General features: G+C 46.6%; 20 protein-coding genes. 10 read left to right on the forward strand and 10 right to left on the reverse strand.

What is annotated here, in order from left to right; all coding sequences use genetic code 11:
- Nucleotides 1–34: 34 nt before the first annotated feature.
- On the forward strand, nt 35–1450 hold the full coding sequence (gene argH, locus ACKTT9_RS00710) for an argininosuccinate lyase (protein WP_407870149.1): 1416 nt from the start codon (nt 35–37) through the stop codon (nt 1448–1450).
- A 61-nt stretch (nt 1451–1511) separates the two neighbouring features.
- On the opposite strand, the gene ACKTT9_RS00715 is transcribed toward argH, so the two are convergent.
- The 3 genes from ACKTT9_RS00715 to ACKTT9_RS00725 form a co-directional block, all read right to left on the reverse strand.
- Nucleotides 1512–2399 carry a DUF4097 family beta strand repeat-containing protein gene (locus ACKTT9_RS00715; RefSeq protein ID WP_407870150.1) on the reverse strand — a complete coding sequence of 296 codons (888 nt, stop codon included), beginning with the start codon at nt 2397–2399 and terminating at the stop codon, nt 1512–1514.
- 3 nt (nt 2400–2402) lie between these two features.
- The gene (locus ACKTT9_RS00720) at nt 2403–3197 is read right to left on the reverse strand and encodes an HAAS signaling domain-containing protein (protein ID WP_407870151.1); all 795 of its coding nucleotides are present in this window, start codon (nt 3195–3197) and stop codon (nt 2403–2405) included.
- 128 nt (nt 3198–3325) lie between these two features.
- Complete coding sequence (locus tag ACKTT9_RS00725; protein ID WP_407870152.1) at nt 3326–4765, reverse strand: VanW family protein; 1440 nt, start codon at nt 4763–4765, stop codon at nt 3326–3328.
- 253 nt (nt 4766–5018) lie between these two features.
- Here ACKTT9_RS00725 and ftsE point away from each other — a divergent pair, with 253 nt between their 5' ends.
- From ftsE to ACKTT9_RS00750, 5 genes are all read left to right on the forward strand, one after another.
- Nucleotides 5019–5705, forward strand: coding sequence for a cell division ATP-binding protein FtsE (gene ftsE, locus ACKTT9_RS00730; RefSeq protein WP_127453284.1), 687 nt, complete (start codon nt 5019–5021; stop codon nt 5703–5705).
- Nucleotides 5695–6612, forward strand: a complete 918-nt coding sequence (gene ftsX, locus ACKTT9_RS00735; protein ID WP_407870153.1) for a permease-like cell division protein FtsX — start codon at nt 5695–5697, stop codon at nt 6610–6612. Before ftsE ends, ftsX begins: the two co-directional genes overlap by 11 nt.
- A 286-nt stretch (nt 6613–6898) precedes the next feature.
- The gene (locus ACKTT9_RS00740; RefSeq protein ID WP_407870154.1) at nt 6899–8089 is read left to right on the forward strand and encodes a murein hydrolase activator EnvC family protein; all 1191 of its coding nucleotides are present in this window, start codon (nt 6899–6901) and stop codon (nt 8087–8089) included.
- 91 nt (nt 8090–8180) lie between these two features.
- Nucleotides 8181–9644 (forward strand): S41 family peptidase, encoded by a 1464-nt coding sequence (locus ACKTT9_RS00745; protein WP_127453279.1) that lies wholly within the window; start codon nt 8181–8183, stop codon nt 9642–9644.
- 126 nt (nt 9645–9770) lie between these two features.
- Nucleotides 9771–11054 carry a PDZ domain-containing protein gene (locus tag ACKTT9_RS00750; RefSeq protein ID WP_407870155.1) on the forward strand — a complete coding sequence of 428 codons (1284 nt, stop codon included), beginning with the start codon at nt 9771–9773 and terminating at the stop codon, nt 11052–11054.
- A 47-nt stretch (nt 11055–11101) separates the two neighbouring features.
- Here ACKTT9_RS00750 and ACKTT9_RS00755 read toward each other — a convergent pair whose 3' ends face one another.
- Together ACKTT9_RS00755 and ACKTT9_RS00760 are read right to left on the reverse strand one after the other, a co-directional pair.
- A complete protein-coding gene (locus tag ACKTT9_RS00755) occupies nt 11102–11923 on the reverse strand; it encodes a flagellar motor protein MotB (protein WP_157318501.1) in 822 nt (273 codons plus the stop codon).
- Nucleotides 11907–12707, reverse strand: a complete 801-nt coding sequence (locus ACKTT9_RS00760) for a flagellar motor protein (protein WP_407870156.1) — start codon at nt 12705–12707, stop codon at nt 11907–11909. Before ACKTT9_RS00760 ends, ACKTT9_RS00755 begins: the two co-directional genes overlap by 17 nt.
- A gap of 294 nt (nt 12708–13001) precedes the next feature.
- Here ACKTT9_RS00760 and uvrB point away from each other — a divergent pair, with 294 nt between their 5' ends.
- From uvrB to ACKTT9_RS00780, 4 genes are all read left to right on the forward strand, one after another.
- Entirely contained in the window at nt 13002–14999 is a 1998-nt protein-coding gene (uvrB, locus tag ACKTT9_RS00765) for an excinuclease ABC subunit UvrB (protein ID WP_407870157.1), read from the forward strand.
- Between the two features lie 37 nt (nt 15000–15036).
- Nucleotides 15037–17919: an excinuclease ABC subunit UvrA gene (gene uvrA / locus ACKTT9_RS00770; protein ID WP_407870158.1), complete on the forward strand. Its 2883-nt coding sequence runs from the start codon at nt 15037–15039 to the stop codon at nt 17917–17919.
- A 338-nt stretch (nt 17920–18257) separates the two neighbouring features.
- Complete coding sequence (locus ACKTT9_RS00775; RefSeq protein ID WP_315955610.1) at nt 18258–18419, forward strand: hypothetical protein; 162 nt, start codon at nt 18258–18260, stop codon at nt 18417–18419.
- A gap of 274 nt (nt 18420–18693) precedes the next feature.
- Complete coding sequence (locus ACKTT9_RS00780) at nt 18694–18897, forward strand: DUF2759 family protein (RefSeq protein WP_157318498.1); 204 nt, start codon at nt 18694–18696, stop codon at nt 18895–18897.
- 112 nt (nt 18898–19009) lie between these two features.
- Here the strand turns inward: ACKTT9_RS00780 and ACKTT9_RS00785 are convergent, their stop codons facing one another.
- The 5 genes from ACKTT9_RS00785 to ACKTT9_RS00805 all read right to left on the reverse strand — a co-directional run bounded on the left by ACKTT9_RS00785 (nt 19010) and on the right by ACKTT9_RS00805 (nt 23790).
- Nucleotides 19010–19978 carry a sugar phosphate isomerase/epimerase family protein gene (locus ACKTT9_RS00785; protein WP_407870159.1) on the reverse strand — a complete coding sequence of 323 codons (969 nt, stop codon included), beginning with the start codon at nt 19976–19978 and terminating at the stop codon, nt 19010–19012.
- Between the two features lie 48 nt (nt 19979–20026).
- Nucleotides 20027–21181, reverse strand: a complete 1155-nt coding sequence (locus tag ACKTT9_RS00790; protein WP_407870160.1) for an MBOAT family O-acyltransferase — start codon at nt 21179–21181, stop codon at nt 20027–20029.
- A gap of 117 nt (nt 21182–21298) precedes the next feature.
- On the reverse strand, nt 21299–22189 hold the full coding sequence (locus ACKTT9_RS00795; protein ID WP_407870161.1) for a hypothetical protein: 891 nt from the start codon (nt 22187–22189) through the stop codon (nt 21299–21301).
- A gap of 136 nt (nt 22190–22325) precedes the next feature.
- Nucleotides 22326–23525, reverse strand: a complete 1200-nt coding sequence (locus ACKTT9_RS00800) for a hypothetical protein (RefSeq protein ID WP_407870162.1) — start codon at nt 23523–23525, stop codon at nt 22326–22328.
- Nucleotides 23526–23532: 7 nt separating this feature from the next.
- Nucleotides 23533–23790, reverse strand: coding sequence for an acyl carrier protein (locus tag ACKTT9_RS00805; RefSeq protein WP_127453260.1), 258 nt, complete (start codon nt 23788–23790; stop codon nt 23533–23535).
- Nucleotides 23791–23834: the final 44 nt, after the last annotated feature.

A 23834-nucleotide genomic window follows, 5' to 3' on the forward strand; every position in this document is an offset into this window, starting at 1 on the left:
CTTTGGGCTGTAAAATAGAGAGGAGTGGATGCACGTGTCAAAACTATGGGGTGGACGATTTACGAAGCAAACCGACCAATTGGTTGAAGAATATACAGCATCAATTATGTTTGATAAGGAGCTTGCCGAGGAAGATATTCAAGGCAGTTTGGCGCACGTGACGATGCTTGGCAAATGTGGCATTCTTCCTGCGGATGATGTCGAGAAAATCAAGGATGGCCTCTACGCGGTTCAAGGCATGATTCGCCGCGGCGAGCTGGAGTACACGATTCAGAATGAAGATATTCACATGAATATCGAAAAAACGCTGATCGATCTGATCGGTCCTGTTGGCGGCAAGCTGCATACGGGCCGCAGCCGTAACGATCAGGTGGCGACGGACATGCATCTGTACCTGCGTAAACGGGTAGTCGAGTTCGTTGGCCACCTTATCAAGCTGCAGGAAGCTCTTCTTGATCAAGCGAAGAAAAACATCGATACGATTATCCCGGGATATACGCATCTTCAGCGTGCGCAGCCGATTCTGTTCGCCCACCACATGATGGCTTATGTCAGCATGTTCCAGCGTGACCTTGAGCGCTTGCAGGACAGCTACAAGCGCGTAGACATCCTGCCGCTGGGCGCTGGCGCGTTAGCTGGCACGACGTTCCCGATCGACCGCCATTTCGTGGCGGAGCAGCTCGGGTTCGGACGCGTATACGAGAACTCCCTGGATGCGGTCAGCGACCGAGATTTCATCCTGGAGTTCCTCTCTAACGCGTCCATGATCATGATGCACCTTTCTCGCTTCAGCGAGGAAATGGTGCTCTGGTCTTCCACCGAGTTCGCGTTCGTTGAACTCGATGATGCTTTCTGCACCGGCAGCTCGATCATGCCGCAGAAGAAAAACCCGGACGTGGCGGAGCTCGTCCGCGGTAAAACAGGCCGCGTCTACGGCAACTTGTTCGGTCTGATGACCGTGCTGAAGTCGCTGCCGCTGGCGTATAACAAGGACATGCAGGAAGATAAGGAAGGCATGTTCGATACGGTTCGTACGCTGCAAGGCGCGCTTCAACTGTTCGCTCCAATGGTCGCTACCATGAAAGTGAACACGGATCGCATGAGACAAGCCGTGAACCAGGACTTCTCGAACGCTACGGACATCGCCGATTACCTTGTTAACAAGGGACTGCCATTCCGTCAAGCTCACGAAGTTATCGGGAAAACGGTGCTGTATTGCATCCAGAACAAAAAATACTTACTCGATATGAGCATCGAGGAGTTCAAAACGTTCTCAACGCTGTTTGAGTCCGATATTTATGCCGTGCTGCAGCCGGAACAAGTCGTGAATGCACGTAATGTATACGGCGGAACGGCAAGCAATCAAGTGTCGGAAGCTATTGCCCGCGCCGAGCAAGTGTTGGCGCAATCCAATGAGTGGTTGCAAACCTATTTGGAGAAGAGCAAATAAGTTTAATTATAAAAAGCCTTCAACGTCATCCGAATGGATGAAATTGAAGGCTTTTTGCTGTTTATCTACCCGTAACCGAGATATACCCGGTGTCGACGCGAACTTTCACTTTTTTGCTGCCATCCCCGAGGGTACCTTTGGCAGAGTGATGGTCTTCTCGATCTACAGTAAGACCAGGCACTTCCAGATTGGCGCTGCCCGTATCGGCGCTTAGATCGAAGCTCACATTTTTAGGCGTTGGCTCAAGTGTAAGCCGAACACTGCCTGTGTCGGATTCGAGGGTGACCGAATCGCCTATATCGCTTAATTTTACCGTGATACCACCTGTATCTGTCTTGATCTTGACCTCGCCTTGTCCTTCTTGGATGTGAATATTCCCCGTATCTGCTTGGAGATTCAATTGTTTGCCTTCATAGCGATCAAGTGAAATGTTGCCTGTATCCGTGTTGGCTGTTAACTTCTCAGATTTGAGATCATTGAAGTTGATATTACCTGTATCGGAAGTCACGGTGATGGCTTTGTACATTTTATCCGGTAGGGAGACTTCAGTTTTGAGCCCAAAGCCGCGGCCGGCAATCAAATTTTTGAGTTCGGTGATGTCAAAACCAAAATTGATGCGATCTTTTTCTTTCGTGCAAACATCAACCCTCCATACATTGCTTCCTTCTGTGGCTGCGTCAATCGTGCATTCATTCGCGTTAGCTTCCCGCACCGTACCGACTAGGCGTACTTTAATTTCATCGCTGTTTGATGGGACGAAAGTGATGTTCGAGTCATCGTTTTGAAGGATGAGGGTGTCGATATTTGCTGCTGCGATCTTCTTCTCGATATTAATGTTGGAGACGCCTGCATTCAAATCTAAGGTTTTGAACGAAACAGCCGCACCGATGAGTCCAACGGCCAGGCAGGTAAAGCCGGTTATTAAGAAAAATTTATATCTGCTTTTCACGGCTTAAGCCCCCTTAATTAATTTGGCATTGAACTGGATGTACGCCCGGGTGATTTTGAAAAATAGTTGGAGCAGCCAGGTACTGAGCGTAGTGAGAATAACGCCTAACCCGAAGCATGCCAACATGGTAAATCCAATGAATTGCAGATCACTTCCGACGTGCTCCATAAAGCTGCCAAGCATACCGGCGATCGGAGCGACAATTAGTGCAAAGCCCGAAGCGAATAACGCAATTAACGCTGCCAAGATACCGAACCATGGACCAACAACGAACAGGAGGTTGAAAAAACCGAGCGCAATGCTGACGATAATCGCCTTCAGCCCTGTTTCCTGCTTAGCTGGATAGGGGTAAGGAGGTTGCTGCGCGTAATAAGGATTCTCATAAGGCGGCGGCGTATAGGACGGAGGTGTATAACCCCCGGCTTCTGGTGCCTGCTTTGGTGCCGCTGGCTCAGGTTTCGTATATATTTTCTCAAGCGGTGGAGCTTTTGGTGCTTGAGGAGCTTGAGTTGCTTTAGGCGTTTGAGTTGCTTTAGGTGTTATAGGTGCTTGAGGAATTGACTCCTGTTTTGCACTTTTTGCAGACTCCGGATGGCTAACCGTTGAGGCATCTTTCTGTGCATCCCAGTTAGGAATCCGCGGATAACCTAGCGATTGTGCCACCTCATCCTCGTGCTTGCCGTTCTCAATCGCTTTTTGGAACAATTCCTCGTAGACAGACAATATATTTTGGCGCTCCTTCTCTGGAAGTCCGCGCAGTCGATAGTTGAGTTCTTTGAAATAATCAATCTTGCTCATCGTTCATCCTCCTTATCTCATATTCCGTACTCTTATCATAATAAAAAAAAGTCATAGTGACCTAGTAACTACAGTCACATGACCTTTAGATGTTAGACCCTTTTTATGGCTCAAAATAGTCACAAAGATTACCGGAAGGAAGGTCCTTTGACGCCGTCTTCCAAAATAGGTTGTGGCTCCGGTGCGCCCCCTAATTCAGGTTTAATATCCCCACGGTTGGAGGCGACCAAGGTCGGCACCGGTGAGTACTGATCCTTCGAGATGAGTTCTTTGCTGACGAAAACGCCGTTTTCCCTTTTAATCCGATAGGTTTCAACTTTGTAACCTGCTTTACCTGTACTGATGGGTCGAGTGGCTCCTGGGGCTAGCGTTGTATTATGTAAGTATTTAACCGGAGGTTGAATCGTCTCTGTGACGTTTGATTCTATGTCATATGTGATCGAAGGAGACATGTGTCCGAACAGCTTGACGGTGACGTCCCGATCCGTTGTGACGGTCCGAATCAATAGATAGGCATCGGTATTGTTGCGAAATTTGAAATTGATGTAGCCGTTGGCAAAAGTCGCATCTTGTCCAAGCGTGACGTAGCTGACAGGCAAGGAGTGGTTACGGCGCTCAACAATAGCGAGCCCACTGCGCAATACAGCATTGTACAGTGTTGTCGATACTTGGCATATGCCTCCGCCGATACCGGGAACCAGCTTGCCGTTAAGGATAACCGGCGCTTCCTTGTAGCCGAACGTGGTTTCAGTCTGTGCAATGATTTTGCTATAGTCAAACGTTTCTCCTGGTGCCATGAGTAAGTCCTGAATGGACGCGGCGGTAGACCGAATGTTATGAATCCGTCCTTCACCGGAAGCGGGAAACGTGGTCGTAAACTCGGATATTTTGCGGTCAATGCCCTGCTGCTTCAATGTTTCTACGGTTACGGTGGGACTCTGCTCGTACAAGGGCAGCGTCAATCGAACGGGTGCGGCGTTGTGAATATACGAAATGGAGGGAGCGACTTCTTGCAGGTGTTCCCCCAAATGTACGGTGTCAATGCGTAGTACTCTGTGTTCCGGTTCATAATTTAGCGAGTCCTGAGCGGTCACGATCCGCTTCGCCGGTGCAGGCTGCTGGCTATAAAGGTCTTTCCATGCCTCTTTCAACGCTGCGTTTAGCTGATCTTCGTTCACGGTGACCTCAATCGGGATATCGGCATGACGAAGCTCCCAGCGGGCTTTTATCCGTTGCAAGGGTGAAGCTTCGAACAATTGGGCGATAGATTGCGTAAGCGCATCATCATGGTATTCGACGCCTAGTTGTCCAAGGGTCAATTGCCGATTGGCGATGTCCGGATAGGAGGTTTGCAATTGGACAGGAAAAGCGTTTAACAGCTCAAGCCTCTCCTCGTATTGCTGTTGGAACGTATCATAAGGCATGCCGCCGACGCGCCAGCCGGCAACCGTAAATTTTGGAGGCAGTGTGCTCTGAGAACCATACAAATATAGACCGATACTTATAGAGCTTAGCAGTCCTATGGTGATCGTCGCATAGAAGGTGGCTTTTCTAATGAGGGGTGGCATGTGCAGCGGCTCCTTTACATACGAATGAGTGAAAGGCCTGTACTACCATATGTATCTTCATTCCGATCAATTTATTACTAAAACCTTGTGACCCTTAATTGTGTACAAATCATGATATAGTGACAGTAAACAACAGGAATTTTGAACGATTTTAGAAGGAATTTCCGACTACGTGTCGAACTCCTTAAAGCTGTCTGTACAGCAGAGAGACTTTAGGCTTCGCTTAAGGACCCCAATATTAGGATGTGATATTGTGATCGAAATGCAGGACGTATGGAAAACGTACTCCAACGGTACTCATGCATTGAGAGGGATTAATGTAAAAGTAGACCGCAACGAGTTTGTCTATGTTGTCGGACCTTCCGGGGCTGGTAAATCGACATTTATGAAATTGATGTATAGAGAAGAAAGACCGACCAAGGGCCAAATTTTCGTGAATGGATTTAATTTAGAAAAGCTGAAACAGCGTAAAATACCTTTTTTGCGTCGAAATATCGGAGTTATTTTCCAAGATTATCGATTGCTGCCGAAACTGTCTATTTTCGACAATGTAGCCTTTGCTATGGAAGTGATTGAGGCACCGAAGAAACAAATCAAGAAACGTACGATGGAAGTGCTTGAACTGGTGAGGCTGAAGGACAAAGCAAATTCGCTTCCCTCACAACTATCCGGCGGTGAGCAGCAGCGTGTCGCCATTGCCCGGGCAATAATCAACAATCCATCCGTCATTATCGCCGATGAACCGACAGGAAATCTCGACCCTGAGACATCGTGGGGGATTATGAAACTTATGGAGGAAATTAACTTCCGTGGTACGACAATCGTCATGGCTACGCATAACAAGGAAATCGTAAATACGATGCGTAAAAGAGTCATTGCAATCGAGAATGGCCTTATTGCTCGTGACCAGTTACGGGGGGAATACGGCTATGAAGATTAGTACATTCTCCCGGCACTTGCGGGAAGGTACGCGGAATGTTGTCAGGAACGGATGGATGACGTTTGCGTCGATCAGTTCAATCGCAATCTCGTTGTTCATTTTAGGAATATTCGTACTAATAACATTGAATGTCAATGATATTGCCAGTCAAATTGAGGATCAAGTTGAGATTAACGTGTACCTGGAGGTTAACACCCCTCAGGATCAAATCACAGAGCTCCAGACCCAAATTCAAGGTTTACAAGGAGTCAAAACGATCAAGTTCGTTTCGAAAGAAGAAGGACTTGTCTATTTGCGTCAAAAGTTAGGGGAAAGCGGCAAAGCTTTACTGGATGGTTTTGAGGGAGAAAACAATCCGCTGAATGATGCATTCACGGTTGAAGTGGATGATCCTCGAAATGTAGCCGTGGTTGCAGATCAGATCAGCGCACTTAACGCAGATAAGGATCCAAAGCCTATTTATAAAGTGAATTATGGCAAAGGGACTGTTGAAGCTTTATTCAAAGTAACGCAAATTGTTCGTTGGGTCGGCTTTGGGATTGTGATTTTGCTCTCCTTTACGGCGGTGTTCTTGATTGCCAACACGATTAAAATTACGATTTTAGCCCGTCGCAAAGAAATTTCAATTATGAAAATGGTTGGAGCGACGAATTCATTTATTCGTTGGCCGTTTTTTATAGAAGGAGCTTTACTTGGATTTGTGGGTTCACTCATTCCTGCTGCAATCATTCTCGGTGGATATTGGAAGCTGCTGAACTTAAGTTCTTTGAACTTAAATTTATTGATGATTGAGCTGACACCTTTCGGAAAAATTGCTCCTACGATGATTGCTTTATTGCTAGGTATTGGCATCGTCATTGGCGTCTGGGGGTCCCTAATCTCCGTCCGCAAATTCCTCCGCGTCTAAGGGGGCTAAAAAAGCCCACTTTGATAACGATGTTTAATCTTGAAGTATTTTCGGCGTCGAATCTTGAATGAAACTTGGGCAGTGCGGTACTCATGTAGCTTGCTACACTCCGTTCCACCTGCCCTCACTTTCATCCAACCTTCTCGGTTCTGAAAGCGGGCTTTTTTAGCTTTTATTTCTATTAAAACATTTTCATAGATTCAAAGATTAAAAGATTAGAGAATAAGAGATTTGAGATGAAGTCCAAAAAAAGCATCATGTTTTTGATGATGAGGAGGCTACGTGCTTGAAGAAGAAGATTCTACCCTTGGTGATGTCATTTGGGATTGCCGCTTCGCTAGCGGTGCCATATGCAGGTTATGCCGCATCCACAACGGATAAGATCGATCAGCAGTTGACTCAACTTAAGAAACAGAAGGCAGAAGCGCAGCAGAAGGCGAAAGACGCCGAGAATCAGATAGATAAAGTGCATTCGGAGAAAGACCAAGCCACCAAGGATATGAATACGCTTGTCCAACAAGTTAATGAGGCTAGTAAAAAGCTCACGCTGTTGAATGAGCAAATCGATCAAGTTACCGATACGTTAGAAGAAAACGGGAAACAGCTGGATGAGGCGATAGCACGCGTAGAAAGTCGCGATCAAATGCTGAAATCCCGCGTGCGTTTGATGTATATGAACGGTTTTGTTTCTTACATGGATGTGGTTCTGAGTGCCACTAGCTTTTCTGATTTCTTGAACCGGATTGAGGCTTTGAAATCTATTGTAAATCAAGATAAAGTCGTGCTAGAGGCAAATAAGAAAGATAAAGAGATTGTTGCTAAGAAGAAAGAAGAGACCGAGCAGCAGCTCGAAAAGGTCAAAAAGCTCTACGCAGATGCGGATGCATTAAGAGATGATCTGCAGGCGAAGGAGAAAGCGAAAGAAGTCAAAATTGCTTCGCTTACGAAGCAGGAGAAGACGCTTGAAGATATTTCGGAAGAGAGCGACAAATTAATTACGCAATTAGCGAAGCAAGAGGCGGATCTTCAAGCAAAGAAACGTGCTGCGACCAAAGCGAAGTCTCCTTTCACTTACGCTGGAGGCAAGTTAGGTTACCCTCTGGCAGCGCAAGCGCCGCTTACGTCGGATTTTGTTAACCGGATTAATCCCGTTACAGGTAAAGCCGAGAATCATAAGGGCATCGATCTAGGCGCTCCCAAAGGGACAAGCATTCTTGCTGCGGAGAACGGCTCCGTTATTTATGCTTCGTGGATGAACGGTTACGGGAACTGCGTTATCGTCGATCACGGCAATGGATTATGGACACTGTACGGCCATATTATGAACGATGGCATCTATGTCAAAGTCGGCGATACAGTCAAACGTGGGCAGAAGCTTGCCGGAGTTGGCTCGACAGGGCAATCGACAGGAAACCATCTGCATTTCGAGGTTAGGCTGAACGAAACTCCGACCGATCCTAAACCGTTCTTGCGATAGGACAACTTGGTTATAAAACGGGAAGAGCTTGTCATATACTACAAACAAGCGAACCCGAATGGGTTTTAGGAAAAAGGTGGTGAATCACGCTTTGCAATTCAAAGGGCGCACGGTCATTGTTTTTGTATTGTTAGCTATGTTCGCAAGTAGTATTGTGACATTGACGGTAGTCGATCCATCCTTCACATGGGGGCGGAGTGAGCAGCCAGCGGGCAGTGCAGCCGACTCTACAGGATCTTCGGCAGGACTGTCTAGCAAGGATTTGAGTAAAATCTCTACAACCTTTCAACTGATCGAAAGCAAATATTTGAAACAGCCGGACCATGATAAGCTCGTTAACGGCGCGATCAACGGCATGCTGGAATCTCTGGAAGATCCGTTCACGGTCTATATGGATCAGAAGGAAGCGAAGCAGTTCGATGAAAGTATTACGTCCTCTTTTCAAGGGATAGGGGCTGAGGTGTCAATTGAGGAAGGCAAGTTCGTCATCGTTTCCCCAATTAAGGGCTCTCCAGCGGAGAAAGCAGGCATTCAAGCCAAAGATGTCATCCTCTCGGTGAACGGAGAAAAGCTGGATGGTCTGACCCTTAACCAAGCGGTTATGAAGATTCGTGGTCCGAAAGGAACGCAAGCGAAGCTTGATCTTCTTCGTCAAGGAGCGGGTGATCCGGTTCAAGTGATTGTCGTCCGCGATAATATTGATGTGGAAACCGTCTACGGAGAAATGATGCAGGATCAAATAGGGAAAATTGAGATTCGCCAATTCTCTTCTAATACGGCTGTACGCTTTGCTGAAGAGCTGAAAAACCTTGAAGCCAAAGGGATGAAGGGGCTCGTTATCGATGTTCGTAATGACCCGGGCGGTCTTTTGAACGTCGTTGTCGACATCGTGAATCCTTTTGTGAAAAGCGGCAAACCGATTGTTCAAGTGGAGAATCGGGATGGCAAGCGGGAGCCGACGCCTTCGACAGGGACAGGCAAGAATTATCCGGTTACGGTATTGATCAATAAGGGCAGCGCCAGTGCTTCGGAGATTTTGGCAGGTGCTTTCCAAGAAGCGGTCGGAAGTAAAATTGTCGGTGAAACTTCTTACGGTAAAGGGACGGTTCAAGTCACTTTTGAGAAGGAAATGGGCGATGGCAGCAACATCAAGATGACCGTCTACAAATGGTTGACGCCGAACGGTAATTGGATTCACAAAACAGGTATTCAACCGGATATCGCGGTGGAACAACCGGCTTATTTCAAAGCGGCGCCGCTTTCCAAGAAAACTGCGCTTAAACAAGATATGACGAGCGATGATGTGAAAAATTTGCAGCTGATGCTCGCAGGTCTTGGTTTTAATCCGGAACGTTCCGACGGTTATTTCAATGAGAAAACAACGACAGCCGTGAAAGCTTTCCAACGGACGAACAGCTTGCCGATGACCGGTGAAGTCGATACGGAAACCGCGAACAAAATCGAGAAGCTGCTATTGGAGCAAATTCGTGAGCCTAAGAATGATTTGCAGTTGAAGGCCGCAATTGCACAAATTCAAAAGCAACTCGGGAAATAATTGTTAGTGAGATATTGGAAATTCGCAGCGCAAGGCAGGAAAATGAGCCCTCGCAGTCGAAATAGAGTAGGAAGGGTGCTTCGGCAGCCTTCCTATTTTCTTTATATCGAGGAGACCGGAATCGTTATGGATGTTCTGATTCAACTCTTGGAGAGGCTGCTTCACGCGGTAGGGCAGCTGTTTGCGAATCCCTTCTACTATATAGGTGTTTTATTTATCGTGCTGCATTATCGAAAGCAAATTCAAATGGAACGTAAGTTATTTCATACACGCCTGCATTCTCTACTCAATGAGACGTGGCGAACGGTCTTTTGGGGATGGATTGGGGGGCTGTGTGCCTCTGTGCTTTTGCTGTTCGTAGGCGTAAACATTCAATTTGATGTGGTTATTTTATTGTGGGTTATCACGGTTATCCTAGTCTTACTCAGAGTGAGATTCCTTTGTTTGGCCTACGCAGTTGGCATCCTGGGAGTTGCCCAAGTGATCTTGTCATGGATTCCGGATATGGCTAGTCTGAAAGAGACATTGCCGATGTTGGATATCGTCAGGCATGCGGATATTCCTTCCTTGTTGGCCATTGTAGCAGTGCTTCATCTGCTGGAGGGGATGCTTACTCATTTCCAGGGAGCTCGTATGGCGACACCGTTATTTCTGGAGGGTAAACGCGGGCAAATCATCGGAGGGCAGCAGCTGCAAGGCTTCTGGCCTGTGCCGTTATTTTTACTCGTACCTTTGACGGGTGGTAGCGACATAAGCTTACCTTGGACAACTTTGTTCGGTGCGAATCTCGCCTCAGGATGGACGTTACTTGCCTTCCCGGCGATGATCGGATTCACGGAATTAACGATCTCGAAGCTGCCTCGTAAGCAAGCACGTTCAAGTGCTAATTTGCTCTACTTATACGGCATAATTTTGCTGGCTGCCGCGGTTGCTGCGCATTTTTGGTCGGCGATTGTACTGTTAGGGGCTTTGCTAAGCATTGTGCTACATGAGGGATTGATTCGCTATAACCAATGGATGGAAGAGAAACAAATTCCTTTCTATGTCCATTCAACACGAGGACTTATGGTGCTCTCCGTTGTTCCCAACAGCCCTGCGCAGGAAATAGGGATCCAAACGGGTGAAATCATTCATAAAGTAAATGGCTACAAAATTAAGACAAAGTCTGATTTGCATTTAGCTATGGGGCTGAACTCGGCTTTCTGTAAGCTGGAAATCTTGAATGAGGAAGGCGAGGTTCGCTTTCTGCAGCGGGCAATCTTTAACGGCGATCATCACCAACTAGGCATTATTTTAGCTCCGGACCAAGAGGCTTTGTACTTCACAGAGCATAGACCTGTGCATCTATTTTCTTATTTGCGAGGGAAATTAACTGGTTTGCTGAAGAATGATTCGACGAAATCGATGTAAAAAATGAAGACCCTATCTCACTAAAATTAGGAGGTAGGGTCTTTTGTTTATTTCGGTACACTGGTTGGAGCCAGTCCATCACGCAGGACAATGATTTCAACGCGGCGGTTTTTGCTGCGGTTCTCATCGCTGTCGTTTGGAACCTTTGGCATTGTATCCGCGTAGGCTGTCGCAATGAATTTGTTATCATCCAGCTTGGCCGTATCACTGAAATAGCGCAGCACCGATAGGGATCGGGCGAACGAGAGTCCCCAGTTATCTTTGTATGGAGAGCCAGTTGCGAGCGGCAAATCATCGGTATGGCCTTCAATGCTTACCTTACTGTTTAGCGTCGGGAAGAGAGAGGCGAGCTTTTGCAGAATAGGAGCCGAGCCACCTTTGAGATCTGCTTTTCCTAAATCAAATAAAAACAAATCATTCAGCGTAATCGCTACACCGCGCTCTGTATCGCTTGCGGACACTTGCGCCTCCAGATTCTGATCTTTAATGTAGGCTTGTACTTGTTTTAAAAGATCTTGAAGTTCTTTCTCACGCTTTTCTTTCTCGTTCTCATCAGGTTTTGCTTTATCTTTTTCTTCCTTCTGATCGTTTATATTTTGCTTGGTATAATCTTTGTCCTTGCTGTCGGAGTCGCCTTGCTTTGGAGTCATTTGGCCGCTAATGCCGCTTCCTTTGTCCAAAACAGAGTCGGCTTTCTGGAACTGCAGGTTTAATACTTGCGCCAGAACGGCATACTTTTGAACATCGACCTTACTCATCGCATACATAATGATGAAGAAAACGAGCAGAAGGGTGATTAAGTCAGCATAAGTAATGAGCCATCTTTCATGATTGACGTGCTCTTCTTGCTTCTTACTTCTCCTCGCCATAATCGGCTTCCTCCTCTACCGCTGGTGCTTTTTTGGACGATTTCTCGTGGAGGAAGGAGGTCAGTTTTTTCTTAATCAATTGCGGGTTTTCGCCGGCTTGCAGAGCAAGAATGCCTTCAAGCATCAGTTCCATTTCGGCAACCATTTCCTTACCGCGTACTTTAATTTTGGTCGCAAGCGGCAGATAAATTAAGTTGGCGCTCATAACCCCATATAGAGTAGCTGTGAAGGCAACAGCGATGGCTGGGCCAAGACTCGAAGGATCTTCGAGATTGCCTAGAACGTGAATGAGTCCCATAACGGTTCCGATAATCCCCATCGTTGGCGCATAGCCGCCTCCAGCTTCGAATATTTTGGCCATATTATCAACCTGGTGCTCAATGGCATCCATTTCGAGCTCGAGAATTTGTCTGGTCAATTCGGGATCTGTTCCATCTACGACCATAAGCAAACCGTCTTTCAGGAAAGGATTGGTATGCTCCTGAGCGCGCTGTTCGAGAGCAAGTACACCTTCTCTTCGTGCAATGGAAGCCATGTCTACTAGTTCTTCAATTGTAGCTGCTGGATCTCTCTTTACTTCTCTGAAAGCAATGCCTAGCGCCTTAGGGATCTTGGCGAGAATAGAAAGAGGAAAGCTGACAGCTACCGCTCCAAAAGTTCCGCCGAAAACAATTAACATGGCGCTCGGGATAATTAATGAACTAATGTGGCCGCCATCCCACATGTAACCGCCAATCAAACCTACAAGACCTAAGACTAATCCTAAAACTGTTGTCAAATCCATGACTGTACCACTCCTATTTAGCATAAAAAGAATTGGGGGCCCTACAAGTGGCCTGATGAAAGTGTGTTGGTGTCTCGTGATGAAGGATTCAGGCCGTAACAGATATTGCCGTTTGCATCAAAGATTTAAAAAGAGTATAATGGAAAAACCAGAACAAACATTCTTATGATGGGTGTCAAATGTTACCATCATATATGTACGACAGGTTCCATAAACTTCTTTATCGGAAATTACAAAAAGAAAATGAATAGGATAAAAGTTCGATTTATTACCAATAAGTGTAGGTGATTATTGATGAGTGAACTTGTTAAGAGCTCTAAGAAATTTGAGCTTGTTTCTGATTTTGCTCCACAAGGGGATCAGCCCCAAGCAATTGAAGAAATCGTTCAAAGTATTCAAGCCGGCAACAGACATCAGACGCTCTTAGGAGCTACGGGAACAGGGAAAACGTTCACTGCTGCGCAAGTTATTGCGAAGTTGAACCGCCCTACCTTGATTATTGCGCACAACAAAACATTGGCCGCACAGCTGTGCAGCGAATTTAAAGAGTTTTTTCCCCACAACGCCGTCTCCTATTTCGTAAGTTACTATGATTACTACCAGCCAGAAGCCTACATTGCCTCCTCCGACACCTACATCGAGAAAGATTCCAGTATCAATGAAGAGATTGACAAGCTTCGCCACTCAGCGACGAGCTCCTTATTTGAGCGCCGAGACGTTATTATCGTTGCGAGTGTGTCGTGCATTTACGGCTTGGGTTCTCCGATAGAATATGGTAATTTACTGCTCTCTTTACGTGTAGGGATGGAGAAATCACGCAATGAGATATTACACAAGCTTGTGGACATACAATATCAGCGGAATGATTTGAACTTTGTCCGGGGGACGTTTCGTGTCCGCGGGGATGTTGTTGAGATTTTCCCAGCTTCGCATGGTGAACAAGCGGTAAGGGTGGAATTGTTTGGTGACGAAATCGAGCGAATCACGGAGATTAATGTTCTGACGGGCGAGATTGTCGGCGAGCGCGATCATATCGCGATTTTCCCAGCGTCTCACTTTGTGACGCACGAAGATACCATGAAGCGCGCGCTTGTGAACATTGAGCGGGAGTTGGAAGAGCGTCTTGTCGAGCTGAAAGAGCAGGGCAAACTGCTTGAAGCGCAGCGACTAGAACAACGGACGCGCTATGATATGGAAATGATGCAGGAGATGGGCTTCTGCTCAGGTATTGAGAATTACTCAGGACCGCTGACATTCCGTGAGCGCGGAGCAACGCCGTATACGCTCATTGATTATTTCCCAGATGACATGTTATTCATGGTCGATGAGTCCCATGTGTCGCTGCCGCAAATTCGCGCTATGTATAACGGAGATAGAGCTAGAAAAGAAGTGCTGGTTGACCACGGCTTCCGCTTGCCCTCTGCGTTGGATAACCGTCCATTGCGATTTGAGGAGTTCGAGGAGAAAGTTAATCAGATTTTATATATATCAGCAACACCAGGGCCATACGAAATAGAGCATTGCCCTCATATGACGCAGCAGATTATTCGTCCTACGGGCTTATTGGATCCTATTATTGAAGTGAGACCGACCAAAGGGCAAATCGATGATTTGATTGCCGAAATTCATGATCGGATTCGGAAAGACGAGCGGGTGCTCGTTACGACGTTGACGAAGAAGATGTCTGAGGATTTGACGGATTACTTCAAAGAAATCGGCATTAAAGTCCGTTATTTGCACTCGGATATCAAGACGTTTGAGCGGATGCAAATCTTACGTGATTTACGCTTGGGTACTTTCCATGTGCTAATTGGGATTAACTTGCTCAGGGAAGGGCTTGATTTGCCAGAGGTATCTCTTGTCGCCATTCTGGATGCGGACAAAGAGGGATTCCTGCGGTCAGAACGCTCGATGATTCAAACCATTGGACGCGCAGCGCGTAATGCCGATGGCCGGGTTATCATGTATGGAGATAAGATTACGGACTCCATGGAGAAAGCCATTCGTGAGACGAGTCGCCGCCGCAGCATTCAGGAAGCTCATAATGAGAAGATGGGCATCACACCACAAACGATTGCCAAGAAAATCCGTGATGTCATTGAAGCTACGAAGGTAGCTGAACAGAAGGCGGATTACTTGACCGATGTGAAGGGCGCGAAGATGTCGAAGAAAGACCGCGCTTCTTTGATCGAACGTTTGGAAGGCGAAATGAAAGAAGCTGCGAAGAATTTACAGTTCGAACGGGCGGCACAGCTGCGTGACGCTATTATGGAAATGAAAGCTGAAGCCTAAATGGGCTTCAGTTTCACATAGGAGAGGAAGGTTACCCGTGTCTAGAGATCAAATCGTCATTAAAGGAGCCAGAGCTCATAATCTAAAAAATATCGATGTCACGATTCCGCGCGATAAGTTCGTAGTTCTAACAGGCTTAAGCGGCTCGGGCAAATCGTCGTTAGCCTTTGATACGATTTATGCCGAAGGTCAGCGCAGATACGTTGAGTCATTATCTGCATATGCCAGACAATTTCTAGGCAATATGGATAAGCCGGACGTAGATTCCATCGATGGACTATCACCGGCTATTTCTATTGATCAGAAGACAACAAGTCGAAATCCGCGCTCCACAGTAGGGACCGTAACGGAGATTTATGACTACTTGCGGTTGCTATTCGCGCGTATCGGACGTCCGCATTGTCCAACACATGGCATTGAAATTACATCGCAAACCGTGGAGCAAATGGTAGACCGAATTATGGAGTATCCGGAGCGCACCAAACTTCAGATTCTGGCTCCCCTTGTTTCAGGACGCAAAGGCGAACATACGAAACTTTTTACCGACGTACAGAAACAAGGTTTTGTAAGGGTACGGGTGAACGGAGAGACGATCGATCTTTCTGAGAAGATTGAGCTCGACAAGAACAAGAAGCATACCATTGATGTTGTTGTTGACCGTATTGTGATCAAAGAGGATGTGCAAACACGTCTTGCCGACTCTTTGGAAACAGCGCTTAAACTCGCGAATGGTCGAGTTATTGTTGATATTATCGACAAAGAAGAGTTGATGTTCAGTCAGAATCTGGCATGTCCGGAATGTGGTTTTAGCGTGGAGGAATTGGCACCAAGGATGTTCTCCTTTAACTCGCCTTTCGGTGCTTGCCCGGAATGTGACGGACTCGGCAGCCAGATGATTGTCGATCCTGATTTGTTAGTGCCTGATATGAAGCTGACGATTGAAGAAGGTGCTTTTGAAGCTTGGGCCGGCAGCACGTCCAACTATTATCCGCAATTTCTTGCGGCAGTTTGTGACCACTATTCGATCCCTCGCAATGTCCCTGTATCCGAGTTGTCGAGTGAGCAAATGAAGGTCATTCTCTATGGGACAGGCGGAGAGAAGATCCGCTTCCGCTACGAGAATGATATGGGAGCGACCAAGGAAGCTCTTGTTCCATTTGAAGGCATTATCCGCAACTTGGAACGCAGATTCAAAGATACCTTCTCTGAGGGCATCAGAGAGCACATCCAGACTTATATGAGCACGAAGCCATGTCCGAAGTGTAAGGGGCAACGTCTGAAACCAGAGACACTTGCAGTGACGATCAATGGCAAGAACATTGCTCACGCGACTTCCCTTTCTATTGGAGATGCGGAGGAATGGTTCAAAACGTTAGATCTGAACGAGAAAGAGCTTACTATCGCGAACCTGATTCTCAAAGAAATCAGAGCGCGGCTTGGATTCCTAGTGAATGTTGGTCTTGATTACTTAACGATGCATCGTGCAGCGGGTACGTTATCAGGCGGAGAAGCACAGCGGATTCGACTTGCGACGCAGATTGGCTCCAGCTTAATGGGCGTTCTTTATATTTTGGATGAGCCTAGCATTGGGCTGCATCAGCGGGATAATACACGTCTAATTCAGACGCTTGAACATATGCGGAACCTGGGTAACACGCTAATCGTCGTTGAGCATGATGAAGATACGATGATGGCAGCGGATTACATTATCGATATCGGACCTGGTGCCGGTATTCACGGGGGGCAAGTCATTGCCCAAGGTACGCCTACAGAGCTTATGGCGGACGAGAACTCGCTTACCGGTCAATACCTTAGCGGCAAGAAGTTCATTCCGATTCCTGCGGCGCGCCGTAAACCGAATGGCAAGTGGATCGAAGTCAAAGGAGCCAAAGAGAACAATTTGCGCAATGTTTCGGCTAAAGTACCATTAGGCGTGTTCACTTGCGTAACAGGCGTATCTGGCTCCGGCAAAAGTACGTTGATTAACGAAATCCTATTCAAAACGCTGGCACGCGATTTGAATGGAGCGAAAGTTCGTCCTGGTGAACACAAAGAAATTATCGGGCTTGAGCACGTGGACAAGGTTATTGATATTGACCAATCGCCGATTGGCCGCACACCTCGTTCGAATCCCGCGACCTATACAGGTGTATTTGATGACATCCGTGATGTGTACGCGAATACGAATGAAGCAAAGGTACGTGGCTACAAAAAAGGACGCTTCAGCTTTAACGTGAAGGGCGGCCGTTGTGAGGCTTGCCGAGGAGATGGCATTATCAAGATCGAGATGCATTTCTTGCCAGATGTTTACGTGCCTTGTGAAGTGTGTAAAGGCAAACGATACAACCGTGAGACCATGGAAGTGAAATATAAAGGCAAAAGCATTTCGGAAGTGCTTGAGATGACGATCGAGGACGGCTGCGAGTTCTTCAAGAACTTGCCGCGGATTCATCGTAAGCTGACTACACTTCTAGATGTAGGGCTGGGCTACATGACACTCGGCCAACCGGCAACGACGTTGTCCGGGGGCGAAGCCCAGCGCGTGAAGCTCGCGGCGGAGCTGTACCGCCGCAGTACAGGCAAGACGATCTATATCTTGGATGAGCCTACGACAGGGCTCCACATCCACGATATCGATCGTCTGCTGAAGGTGCTTCACCGCCTCGTAGAGAGCGGTGAAACCGTGCTTGTCATCGAGCATAACCTCGATGTAATCAAGACGGCTGACCACCTCATCGATCTAGGCCCTGAAGGCGGCAGCCGAGGTGGTCAGATCGTGGCTTCCGGTACGCCGGAAGATGTTGTGAAGGTGGCCGGTTCCTATACCGGCCAGTACTTGAAACCGATCCTCGAGAGAGATCGGGAACGCTCGGAGAACTATGCGAAGCGGTTGGAAGTGTTGGAAGAATCGGTCGGTTAAGCGGCCGAATCGCAGCAAGGCCTCACGGATGAATGCCGTGGGGCCTTTTTTGCGTGCGAGGATGGAAGGGAAACGACTCGCGATGAATATCATCGTCAGATTATTAATCTTCGACAAACGAGGGTGATCCGATCTTATTCGTCAGAATATTCATAATTCCGACTTATTTAACATGGCTTTTGTTAAGACTTAATTGGATTCGACAATTTAACCCTCTATCAAAAAATAAGTGAATAGTCCTATAATTAAGATAGTAGATGCAACACGATATTTCTAGCTGACTATTCAGGATCGAGAGATATAAGCTATACAAATCTATTACTTCATGGAGGATTGCTATGAAACCGACGTTAGAAATACAGGAGATTGTTTCTGCATTAGGAATAGATCCATTTCGCTTTTTAGACTGGCAGGAAAAAGAAATAGGGCTGAAGGATCAGCCGACAACACCTATCGAGGAACATAAAGAAACACTCTCAGCCTATGGATTAATGGCGTAGGAAGTAGTTCTATACATAAAATAGTCAGCTAAGCCCGAGTGTCTCTCAGAGACGTTCGGGTTCTTTAATTTTGAGTAATAAAGGGGGAAAAAGAAGGGCATTGTAATCTTAAAGGTGTAATATTTTCCGCAGAAGGTGGTTAATCTAACCAAAAGGTGACAAACTTGTTACACATGCGCCTAATCACTTGCATCTAGTGTCCAATCAAGCTAACATAGAATTAAAATAGCAGGACGTGTGCCTTGCACCGAGTTATTAGAAGGAGGGTTTCACCATGTTATTCGCGGAAGAAGCAGCAGCAACAACAAGCACGTATACAAGCTTTGATATCTATGTTTTGATTTTCACAGTGATTATTGCCATTGCAGTTATCAGACAATTGATGTCCCCCAAAAAAAACTATTTTGCCCTAGGATTCGCGGTAGTTTCCTTGCTCGTATTCGGCCTCATGGATTATGTCATGATCACAGGCTGGTAATTCAGAGCTAACCCATGCTTTACAAGATAAAAGCCCACAGGACCAAGATCGTAAGATCATCGGCGCCTGCGGGCTTTTTTGATGGTTAGGAAGGGGGGAAGCGGCTAGCCGCTTATACCCACCACATTTCTCCAAGCGGTTCTTTGATAAGAACTTGTTGAAGGTTTTGAACAGCTTTGGAGAAGCCTTCTTCAACGGACATCAATCCGTCTTCGTGCTCAATGCTCACGACGTAGTCGTAGCCAACAAGACGCAATGCGCTGATGATGTCAGCCCATACTTTCATGTCATGACCGTAGCCAACGGAGCGGAACTGCCAAGCACGATCAAGCATGTTTGCATAGGACTGCATGTCCGTAACGCCATAACGGTTGACATTGTTAACATCCATGGATGTGTCTTTCGCGTGGAAATGGTGGATAGCTCCTGCGCGGCCAAGAATTTGTACGGCTTGTACAGGGTCAATTCCTTGCCACCACATGTGACTCGGATCTAGGTTGGCACCAATCACGTCACCTGCTGCTTCACGCAGACGTAGAAGGGTAGCCGGTGTATGTACGGAGAAGCCGCCGTGCAGTTCCAAACCGATTTTGATATTGCGGTCAGAGGCATATTTCCCTGTTTCCGTCCAGTAAGGAATGACTTTATTTCCCCACTGCCAGTCAAGAATCTCTTGGAAATCGTTCGGCCATGGAGCTACCGGCCAGTTCGGATATTTGGCATCCTCGTGGTCGCCAGGACAGCCTGAGAACGTGTTTACTACAGGAACTTCAAGGCGCTCAGCAAGATCAATCGTTTGTATAATAGCATCATGGAATTCTTTCGCAATTTGTTTTTGCGGGTGAAGCGGGTTTCCGTGAACGCTCAAAGCACTAATCGTCAGACCGCGGGATTCTACCGCATGTTTAAAAGCTTTTAACTTCCCAGCATCAGCAAGCAGCTCAACCGGGTTGCAGTGCGCATTACCAGGGTAGCCCCCAGTCCCAATTTCGACAGCTTCTAAGCCCTTAGAAGCAACATAATCAAGAGCTTCCTCTAAAGGTTTTCCACCAAACAGAACCATAAAAACGCCTAACTTCATTAGGTACACCTCCATAAATGGTAAACAACCACACAAATTATAACACTATCATCCCGTAAAATGAAGCAAGCCTTTATAGATCCGCAGGACCGTCTCATAATTCGAGCTATAAATAATAACGGAGAACGTCACTAAGACTTGTGTTACGAAACAGCGGAAATAAAAATAGGTTTTAGAAACTTTCTTTTTATTTACCGTTGTAATTTTGAAAATATTCTCGATCGCTAGAATGATCCCGTGATAGAGACCATAGAAGAAGTAAAGCCAGGTAAAACCATGCCACAGGCCCATTAAGACCATAATTAAAATGGACAAGCCGGAGGCAACCCAGCGGGAAGGCACAGTACGCGAGAAGAACATAAAGATATGATCTCGGAAAAAATCGCCCAGCGTCGCGTGCCAGTTGCGCCAGAATTGGGTCATGGAAGGCGAGAGCAGCGGTCGCTTGAAGTTTTCAGGCATCGTATAGCCCATCAACCGCCCAAATCCGATGGCCATATCCGAATAGCCGGAGAAATCAAAGTAAATGAGCGCATAGAACCATACGAGCAGAAATAATGACTGATGCGTGTGCAAGTCCTGCTTCAGCACTTGATCGAAGACGCTAGTCATCCAAGTGACGATGACGATCTTTTTGAACAAACCCAGAATAATGCGTTTGACACTGTCTTCGAAGAGGGTGGCGTCTACCGTGTACGGCTTTTTGCTATCGGCCATAAAATCTCGGAATTTCAAGATCGGCCCTGAAGTAAACGTTGGGACAAACAGCAGGTAATTTGCATAATCAATGGCAGGAACTTGGCCGTCTTTTCCAAAGAAATAAGCAAAATAATAAGCATCTATCACTTTCAAGACATTATAGATGAGTCCAAGGTAGATGACGGCGTCGAACAGCGGGTTGTGGAAAATGCCCATGATGAAAAGCCGGACACCTAGAAAAACGCCGATAATATTAGCGGCAAGCGCAAAGATAAAAGTAGCTTTACGCCAAACAGTCGTGCGGCATAAGTACACAAATCCAGCGTAGTTGATCACAGTAAAAGCAGCGTAGAAAATGAGTAGCTTTTGACTGTACAGCAGTAAAAAGCAAAGACTGAAAATAATCATCAGAATACGTTTGTTGTCGGCCCACTTGCGGGTGAGCATCAGAACGGCAACCATGCCTATCATAGCGATAATCGCGTTCATTTGCATATAAAACATAGCTTTAGAACTCCTCGCTTGGAAAGCCCGATTAGAATTTCTCGTAGATAAATAGGCCCTTACCGGTAAAATAAATGAAAACCAGATACAGCATCACGAGATAGATGAGGACTTCGGCTATTTTCCTAAGGACTTTAACCATGTGTCCACCTCCTTCGTAAATAGCGGAGCGCCTTCTTCGCGGTTTAAGTGTACGAGATCATGAAAATACTTGGGATCGTATGTATGCATCAAATCCAACACGGGTACACCGGCGGTTTTCAATTGGCCGTTTACCGCTTCTTTCAAGGAAGCCACGTAAGGCGGATCGGCATATCCTTTGTTCCAAGGCATCCAGATTACTCGCAAAGGAAGCTGCTGTTCCTTAGCATAGCGAATGACCCACTGCAGGGCGTCTAGATTGTCTTGGAAATCTTTCAATGTCATAGCGCCAAAACGTTTGTCATATTCGGTCCATTTCGACTGAAGGAAGGCATCGTCCTTACGGCCAGGATACAGTTCTTTATCTATCCAGCGCGGCTCGTAGGCTAAGCTTCCTTTACTTAAATTACGGACGAATTCTTCGCCGGAATCACGGAAGTAGTCACGGTACGTGTACACATAGGGCTGATACCATGGTTTGAACCATTGGTAGGTCGGATCGGTTTCGAGGGGATCGAGCATCGTATGAACATCAATGCCAATCACTAGTTCATCACGAACCTGGTACAAGTGATCCTCGAGGATACCTTTAAGATCGGTGATCTTCCCATAGGAAAGCCCCATCTCTACCAAATGGGCATCAGATTTTTCTTCGATGTAAGCCCCTGTTACAGCTGAATTACCGAAGAAAACCGGACCCGATTGGGACCAGCTATGGTGGTAGAGCGTTTTGGTAAAGTCGTTTTTGTAGAATCGGCGTGAGCTAACCATCGGGTTCCACCAGGAGATGAGAAGGTCCGAAACGACGATCGCTAGCAGCAGGCCGAGCACGAAACTATTCTTTTTAAGAAATGTGGCTGCTTTCAACGGAATCACTCATTATCTTGGATTAGGATGGGGCCCACAGCTGACTTCCAATGATCAAAGGTCGGCGTGTGGGCCCAAATAAAAATTTGAATAGAAGAATAGGACGACTAAGTGATGAAAAGGGACTAACGGTTCCTTACAGAGCCTTTTCCTGCCAAGCGTGGTACTGCTCGCGGAAAGTAGCCGGCCACTGCTGCTCATCTAATCCGTATTGCGCCAAGAACGCAAACGCCCAGCGCTCAATACCGAAGCCTACGCAGCCTGTAACCGCGTTGCGCTTGCCCATTTTAATGTTAAAAGCATTTCCGAAGGTGTTACTGTGGAAATTGACAGAAGAGCAGGCAATCGACTTCTTCACATGCGGAATTGTCAGACGCAGCTCGTATTTCATTTCCTGATTTCGTTGGAAGGAAGCCTTCACTTGGAAATCATTCGTAAAGAAAGGATCATTGGCAATTTCCAACATGGAATCTACCTGCCATTCCACCGCTAATTCTTTAAGATATTCAATCGATTTCAAGCGATTTTCTTTGACGAAGTCCGGTTTGCCGACGAAAATAATTTCGCGCATGGAGAAGTCGAGCAACCGGCCGAAGTCGCTATGGTTTTTGGACTCAAAGCGGTGGCACTTGGCAATTGCCGTTACCACGATACCTTCACCCTCAAGCGTCTCATTCTCTAACCCCTCGTAGCAATGGTAGCAAGTGGAAGGATTCATCATGAAATTAGGCTTCACCATGTTAGGATCAAGCTCTAACGGCTCATCTTGCTTCCAACCGCCGGCATCGCGAATGGATTGCGAGAACGATTCAATCACGTCCAAATCCTCGCGTAAATGCGTAACGAAGTGAATATGCTCCGGGAATGACGTGAAATGGTTTGTTTTGTTCAAAGTGTGGCTATGAATAACCGCAGGGTATTGCTCTTCCTGCATGCCTTCAAAGCGCTTAGCGATTTTCGTAACAAACGAGTAATCCAGGAAGCGCATCAAGCTGGAGAAAGGCTCACGGAAAATAAATAGTCCGGGTTCCAGAATTTTAATGGCTTTGCGCTCTACTAATTCAGCGATAATATCGCCTTCATAAGGAGTGTCTACTTTATTTTCGAATAAAATATTTTCTTTGAATCCGAAATCGCCATGGGAGAAACGTTCGATCAGGCGCCCGACTCGCTCCGTAATTCCCTCGTTGCCATTCGGCGAGTTGTGCGTGATGATGATGTGGCCATCAACAAGCGCGATATCCTGAATATGCTCATCCGCAAAGGCGGAAGCGTACTTGACTTGTCCGTGCTGGCTTTCGGCTAAGCCTTCTAGAGAAATTTTACATGTCAACATGAGTGGGTTACCTCGCAGTCTTCTTGGAAATAAAATCGGCAATTTCGCTTACCGTGTTCATGGAGTACAGCATGAGATCTTGATTCGTCACTTGGATGCCATATGTCTTCTCAATGTGGGCGATCAGTGCCGTAGCACCGATGGAATCGATAAACCCATAATCGAACAAATGAACATCAACGCCAAAATCGTCATCGTCCTCGGCAATTTCATAACGCTCGCGAATATGCTGCTCAAGCTGCGTAAGTAAGTCTTCATTAGACATGATGGAAAGCCTCCTGGTTAATTGAAATTTAAGGTTATTTTTTA

Source organism: Paenibacillus sp. P36, assembly GCF_045866505.1.
Taxonomy (GTDB): Bacteria; Bacillota; Bacilli; order Paenibacillales; family NBRC-103111; genus Paenibacillus_E; species Paenibacillus_E chondroitinus.

Coding starts and splice junctions, on each gene's coding strand:
- ACKTT9_RS00775 (WP_315955610.1), top strand. CDS start 18,258: ATGAAACCGACGTTAGAAATACAGGAGATTGTTTCTGCATTAGGAATA.
- ACKTT9_RS00760 (WP_407870156.1), bottom strand. CDS start 12,707: ATGGATTTGACAACAGTTTTAGGATTAGTCTTAGGTCTTGTAGGTTTG.
- uvrB (WP_407870157.1), top strand. CDS start 13,002: ATGAGTGAACTTGTTAAGAGCTCTAAGAAATTTGAGCTTGTTTCTGAT.
- ftsX (WP_407870153.1), top strand. CDS start 5,695: ATGAAGATTAGTACATTCTCCCGGCACTTGCGGGAAGGTACGCGGAAT.
- ACKTT9_RS00805 (WP_127453260.1), bottom strand. CDS start 23,790: ATGTCTAATGAAGACTTACTTACGCAGCTTGAGCAGCATATTCGCGAG.
- ACKTT9_RS00725 (WP_407870152.1), bottom strand. CDS start 4,765: ATGCCACCCCTCATTAGAAAAGCCACCTTCTATGCGACGATCACCATA.
- ACKTT9_RS00780 (WP_157318498.1), top strand. CDS start 18,694: ATGTTATTCGCGGAAGAAGCAGCAGCAACAACAAGCACGTATACAAGC.
- ACKTT9_RS00785 (WP_407870159.1), bottom strand. CDS start 19,978: ATGAAGTTAGGCGTTTTTATGGTTCTGTTTGGTGGAAAACCTTTAGAG.
- ACKTT9_RS00755 (WP_157318501.1), bottom strand. CDS start 11,923: ATGGCGAGGAGAAGTAAGAAGCAAGAAGAGCACGTCAATCATGAAAGA.
- ACKTT9_RS00800 (WP_407870162.1), bottom strand. CDS start 23,525: ATGTTGACATGTAAAATTTCTCTAGAAGGCTTAGCCGAAAGCCAGCAC.
- ACKTT9_RS00790 (WP_407870160.1), bottom strand. CDS start 21,181: ATGTTTTATATGCAAATGAACGCGATTATCGCTATGATAGGCATGGTT.
- ACKTT9_RS00720 (WP_407870151.1), bottom strand. CDS start 3,197: ATGAGCAAGATTGATTATTTCAAAGAACTCAACTATCGACTGCGCGGA.
- ACKTT9_RS00750 (WP_407870155.1), top strand. CDS start 9,771: ATGGATGTTCTGATTCAACTCTTGGAGAGGCTGCTTCACGCGGTAGGG.